6 protein-coding genes are annotated in these 5,870 nt (G+C 29.9%); all 6 read right to left on the bottom strand.

Features of this window, described 5'->3' with window-relative positions; all coding sequences use genetic code 11:
• Positions 1 to 51 precede the first annotated feature (51 nt).
• On the bottom strand, positions 52 to 1,200 hold the full coding sequence (locus L21TH_RS10405) for a spore germination protein (protein ID WP_006315625.1): 1,149 nt from the start codon (positions 1,198 to 1,200) through the stop codon (positions 52 to 54).
• A gap of 12 nt (positions 1,201 to 1,212) precedes the next feature.
• On the bottom strand, positions 1,213 to 2,349 hold the full coding sequence (locus L21TH_RS10400) for a Ger(x)C family spore germination protein (protein WP_006315624.1): 1,137 nt from the start codon (positions 2,347 to 2,349) through the stop codon (positions 1,213 to 1,215).
• A complete protein-coding gene (locus L21TH_RS10395; RefSeq protein ID WP_006315623.1) occupies positions 2,333 to 3,424 on the bottom strand; it encodes a GerAB/ArcD/ProY family transporter in 1,092 nt (363 codons plus the stop codon). The genes L21TH_RS10400 and L21TH_RS10395 overlap by 17 nt, the downstream gene beginning before the upstream one ends.
• A 145-nt stretch (positions 3,425 to 3,569) precedes the next feature.
• Entirely contained in the window at positions 3,570 to 4,214 is a 645-nt protein-coding gene (gene uppS, locus L21TH_RS10390; protein WP_006315621.1) for a polyprenyl diphosphate synthase, read from the bottom strand.
• A 267-nt stretch (positions 4,215 to 4,481) separates the two neighbouring features.
• Positions 4,482 to 5,372, bottom strand: a complete 891-nt coding sequence (locus L21TH_RS10385) for a toast rack family protein (protein WP_034429903.1) — start codon at positions 5,370 to 5,372, stop codon at positions 4,482 to 4,484.
• Positions 5,373 to 5,792, bottom strand: coding sequence for a PspC domain-containing protein (locus L21TH_RS10380; RefSeq protein ID WP_006315615.1), 420 nt, complete (start codon positions 5,790 to 5,792; stop codon positions 5,373 to 5,375).
• Positions 5,793 to 5,870: the final 78 nt, after the last annotated feature.

The following is a 5,870-nucleotide window of genomic DNA, read 5'->3' as shown; positions in this document are numbered from 1 at the left end:
TTAAATAAATAAAATGCAGTATTTATGCGAGTTGTAGAGTTCTGCAACGAGCTATATGATGATTACCATAAGGGGACTTACAAGTCCGGCAGTAACTGCTGCTTGCCCTATTACGATTGTTCCTACTATACCAATTGCAGGACCTATTTGTTTAGGTAGTCTTATACTTGCTTCTCTTAAAATTTCGGTAACTATTTCCATTGCTGTAGCTTCTATTAAAGCATTAAATGGCACTGTTACTCTAGATGTGGCCAAAGTTAGAATATACTGAGCAGGCATGAAATCAGGATGAAAGCTAACAAATAAAACATAAAATGATGACAAAGTTAAAGATAGAAAAATGCTTAATATTCTTAATATCTTAACAAAAACAGAAGTATATATATCTTCGTAATGGTCATCTCCTGAGTCTATAAATTCAATAAATGTTTGAGGCATAACTAAGGCTAAATTGCTACCTTCAATAAATAGACATATTTTACCGTTTAAAATACTTGCAGATGCAGATTCAGACCTTTCAGCAATACCTACTTCAGGAAAGAAATTGAAGGGGTTATTTGTTATTAGCTTCTTTATATAGCCTGATTCCATAATACCATCTATATTTATTTTTTTTAATCTTTTTCTTACTTCTTCTAAATATTTAGGATTAGCTATATCCTTTACATAAACTATAGCTAGTTTTGTTTTTGTTCTTTTTCCTACAGTCATATATTCTATTCTTAAATTTTCATCTTTAACTCTGTATCTAACAAGGGATAGATTTGTGTCAAGATTCTCAGTAAAACTATCCCTAGGAGCTCTAAAAGAGCTTTGTACTTCAGGTGATTCTACATTTCTCTTTTCAACATTTCTTGTATTGGCAACAATATATTTATTATCGTTAGATAGAATAATAACTGTTTGACCATTTAAGATGTGCTCTATAATTTGATTTTCATCATCATCTAAATAAATATCGTCTATATAAACTATTTCTTCAATTATTGTTGTGACATCTAATTCTTCGTTATTTCTGTATTGTAATAAAGGTTTTATTATGGTGTCAGATATGCTTTTTCTATCTGTTATCTGCTTTATGTATAATATATATATATTAGTATTTGAGCTACGAATTTTTCGTATAGTTATACCGAGCTCATCTTTTTTTAATTCAATGATTTTGCTTATAAACTTATTTTTTCGTTTTAGGAATCTCATACTATCAATCCTTTAATATTTAGTTTCTGCACCAGGGTCAGATAAGTTTAAATCTGTTATAAAAGTATTAACTTTTACGTTCACTTTAGCTTCAGGATACTCTTCTGACCAGTGAATTTGTCTGTAGATTTTGGGATTATCAGCTCTAAAGTATCTGGCGAAATCAAAGATATCGCATTTGCATACCTTTTGTGTTCTGTTTATCATGTAAACAATTTTATTTTTTATTTTTTCTGATAATCTTTTTTCTAGTTGTTTTATTTGTTGTTCACTTACAGCCTCTATATTGTATTGATATCTTAGTTCAGCATTTAAGTCTAACTCTATGTTTATAACAATATTTTCGTCTATATAGTCAGTTTTTATTTTCCGTTTATTTATTCTTATTCTAAATGAGTATAGATTTTCTTTTTTTTCAGGACTCTGTAGTACTTCAATGAATAAAGGATTCTTTGCCAATAAATATAATATCCCATCTGTATTGTCTTTTTTCACAGTTCCAACAAGTTTATCTCTACTCATAGCGGCTAGACCTAAATATTCTATTTTATTATCTTCTATACCTATGTATGGTAGAACGAAGCCAACTTCACCTAAAGCTATATCAGAGAGCATCTCACCGATTGTAGGATACAATGTTTCACCGGTATTTGCCAAGTATTCTATATTATTTTCTATAAAGAATCCTACAGAAATAGCACTTTCTATATTTTGATTAAAAATTTCTTCTGGAGATTCACGACTTATAACTGCTAGAACAGTTTTACGATAATCAAAGGTTTTATTTATTCTATTTAGATAAGGAGTTAAGCCTGACTTAGCATAGTTTTCGCCGAATACAACAACCCTTGTGGCACCTAAAAAAGATAAACGAGGTGATTTACTGTCAACTTTTTCTCTTGCTTCTTCGAAGTTTTTGCCAGTTGCTGTAGTTATATAAACATTAACTATATCTGCTTCTTCTTTACTTTTAGTAATACTAGTAGAAGTTTTTGCACTTTCTACGACAAATTCATAATTATCACCAACTTTATCGACACCTACAGCAGTTATTATATTTTTTTTGTTTAAATCTTGACTGTCCCAACAGCCTGTTACTAAAATTAATGATAAAATTAATATAAAAAATAATTTAAGATTTTTTATCATAGCCTTTCACCTTCGTTATAATTAGTAGTAATATAGGTATAAATATGGCAACAAAAGCTCCTAAGTAACCTATATATGTAATAATAGATTCTACTTGGTTTATAGAATTAGGAATTTGCAAGATGATAAAAGATAATAACAATATAATAAATACAACACGTTTATAGTTTAACTTTGGAAACCAACTATTTATTAGAAAAGCTGTACCGTATGCAAAGACTGAGATAGTACAAAAAATACTCATAATCCATGTAATTAAAAATATTCCATCTAGTCTTTGTAAAAATTCAAGATACTTTATATTAACTCTTCTTACTGTTGCCATTACGGCATCTTTATAATGGACTATATCTTCAATTCCTATTACTGATATGCATGATTCAACTATTAAAATATATAGAATACCAATAGAGCCTATTATTATTGATATATATTTAAAAATATTTTTATTGGCTTTTCGGTTAATAGGGATGAATGTTAAGACTTCCATTCCTAAAAAGGGGATAATGAGATAAAGTGTAGAATTTAAATAAGTTTGTATTGGCTGACCTCCAAATAAAGGCCTTATATTAATTAATTTACCTTGAGTAAATATTCCTAAATGGATAAACAATATTCCTATAATTATTATAATTCCATATAATTCGTTAATTCTAGCTATTATAAGTAATCCTTTTGTTACAGCGTAATATATAATTAAGTAAAAAATTAATACTAATGCCCAATCAGGTGTTTTGAGTAGAATTGTAAGTTTGACTACTTCAGTTGATATTCTAGTAAGCATACTGAAAATAACGAAAAAATAAATTATATATAATAAAACGATAAAGTAAGTTAAAGTTTTTCCCACCAATATCTGACCATATTCAAAAATTGTTTTATTTTCATGAACATATCCTAAGTATGTTATTATATATGTAATTCCAACAGCTACTACTGTTGCTAATAGTAGGGGAATCCAACCTTCAGTACCAACCCTTTCAGCTGCTGTTTTAGGTAATCCTATAACACCGTAACCAACGATGGTACCAAAAAGTATAAATGCGATTTGGCGGTTTGTTAGAGCCTGTTTCATTCAAATACCTCCTATTGTCTAGTCTTTAGTATTTACTGAAATAAAGAAATCATTCATTTGTAAGTCTGATTTTAGTTATAAAAAATAAGATAATTACAATAAAAATAGCCCCAGTATGTGGGGCTTTCACTTCAAAAAACAGGGTTTAACCGCCTAGTGTAATATCCTGTTTACTGTACCACTCTAGAGCATCATAGAAATGTTGAGGTTTGAAGTCAGGCCACAAATCGTCCACTACATAAAAGTCAGCATAAACCGACTGGACAGGAAGGAACCCGCTTAATCTTCTTCTTCCTCCCCAACGGATGATTAAATCAACTCTTGATACGTCATTTGAATTTAAATTATTCATAATATCCTTTTCTCTACCTTTGCTATGGATATAATTAGCTAAATCCCATTGCCATCCATAATTCACCAAGAAATTGAGCTTAATTTTTCCGTTTCCAAATTTCTGACGCTTTTCTGCAAAGGGCAACAGTTCCTTTGGGAATTTTGGAGTATCAGTGTTACCGATAACTAAAAGGGAAGCATCTTCATTGGAAAGCATTTTTACTGCATCTATGCAGGCTTTTGTAAATGCTTTAGTTTGCACCGATGGTCTCTTAGTATTATCCATTGTAAAACCGTAGTAAGTAACTTCCTTTACTCCGATCTTTTTACACAATCTGAAAAGCTCTAAACCTGGTTCAAGACCACTTTTATATCCCTTTTCTTTGGTGAGGCCATGTTTAACTGCCCATCTTCTGTTTCCATCTGGTATTATTCCAATATGATTTGGGATACGCATCTATTACCACCTCCATTAGTCTTAACTGTATTATTGCCATAAGTTAACAAATTAATTCTTCACACTTCATTGATTAGGTATCGTAGGAATATTATTGTTAAATATGAAGGATTATATTTTTCTAAATAGAATAGATATAATGACAAATAAAAGTGGTAGGATAAAATGGTTTGATAGCATGTGCTAGAGCTATTTTAAAGAAAGGTTTTGAGCAAATAGAGAAAGTGGTTAATAAATTATAAAAGAGGGACTTGAGTCCCTCTAATTTCATCTTACATTTACTACCAATTGTCCTATGCCTAAATCTATACTTACATCAATTTTTTTGTCAGCTTCGTCATAATTAGGAGAGATATAGTAATCATTGTCTCGTATCCAATTTAGTTCTTTTAAGTTAGAATTCTTAAGGCCACCATCTAAGTCGATTTTTACTCCCACGTTTTCTGGAAAAGTTAATTCTACGTCTGATACACCTGCATCTATATCTACAGAAGTACGCTTTGTGGTATCTCCAAAGACTACCTCTAAATCACTCGCACCACAGTCGATATCTAAATTATCGATTTTAACATTACTAAAATCTAAATGTCCATCCATTGCCCCTATATCAGCATCTATATCCCAAGTTATTTCTTTATTTAAATATAAGTCATATTTATCTCCTTTGCTTATTTCACCAAAATCAGTTGTTTTAAAATTAGGGCTTTTAAAAGTTACAGTTACATCTCTATCATTGTTTTTATATTTAACTTCACTTGTTACTTTAGGGTTTGAAATAAAACCATGTACTAAATTATCCTTTGATGAGCTGATTTTCAAGTTTCCTGCTCCTACAGCTAAGTTTAGATTACCATGTTTTGTATTTTCCTTCATTTCATATTCAAAATTCGGATTTTCTAAAGTATTGCTAATATCAAAACTATTTGGTTGGAATATACCATATAGAATTATGATTATAAAAAAGACTCCCCAGGATATTGCTTTAACATATTTTTTATCTTTAAATATTACGTTTATTCCTATAACCACCAATATAAGAGGCCATAATTTAAATAACGAGTCAATTATGGATATAGATACAAGTCCAGTGTTTTCAAGTAGCCAAAATACTCCTATAAATATTAATACAATACCCCAAATTAGATTATTACTTTTCATTTAATACTCATCCTTTCTTCTAACTAATACATATACACCTGCAACAATTAAAAGTGTAGGTAGTAAATACCTAAAATTAAACCAAAGATTAAATCTTTTTAATAATAAAAAGCCACCTAAACCTATAAGAACAATACCTAATGCAAGTTTATTTCTGTTTGGGTCGATAACAGAGTGAGAGTTACTTGTGGTAGATGTAGTAGAATTATTTTCAATAGAGCTTGAGCTAAAAAAAGGGTTTTCTGGGATTACAATGATACAGACAATATATGCAAAAACTCCTATGCCCCATGATGATAAGGCAATTACAGCCCATAATATTCTGACTATTGTTGGGTCTATTTCAAAATATTCTGCTACCCCACCACAAACACCACTAATGACTTTGTCATTAGTTGAACGATATAATCTTTTATTCATTGACTACTCTCCTTTCCTTTATATAGTATTATTTACACTTTTATTATTATATTCCTCTATATATTAGACACTTTTTTT

This window comes from Caldisalinibacter kiritimatiensis, from assembly GCF_000387765.1.
Classification (GTDB): Bacteria; Bacillota; Clostridia; order Tissierellales; family Caldisalinibacteraceae; genus Caldisalinibacter; species Caldisalinibacter kiritimatiensis.
Note: the sequence above shows the minus strand (reverse complement) of the source record. Positions and strands in the feature narration are given on the sequence as shown.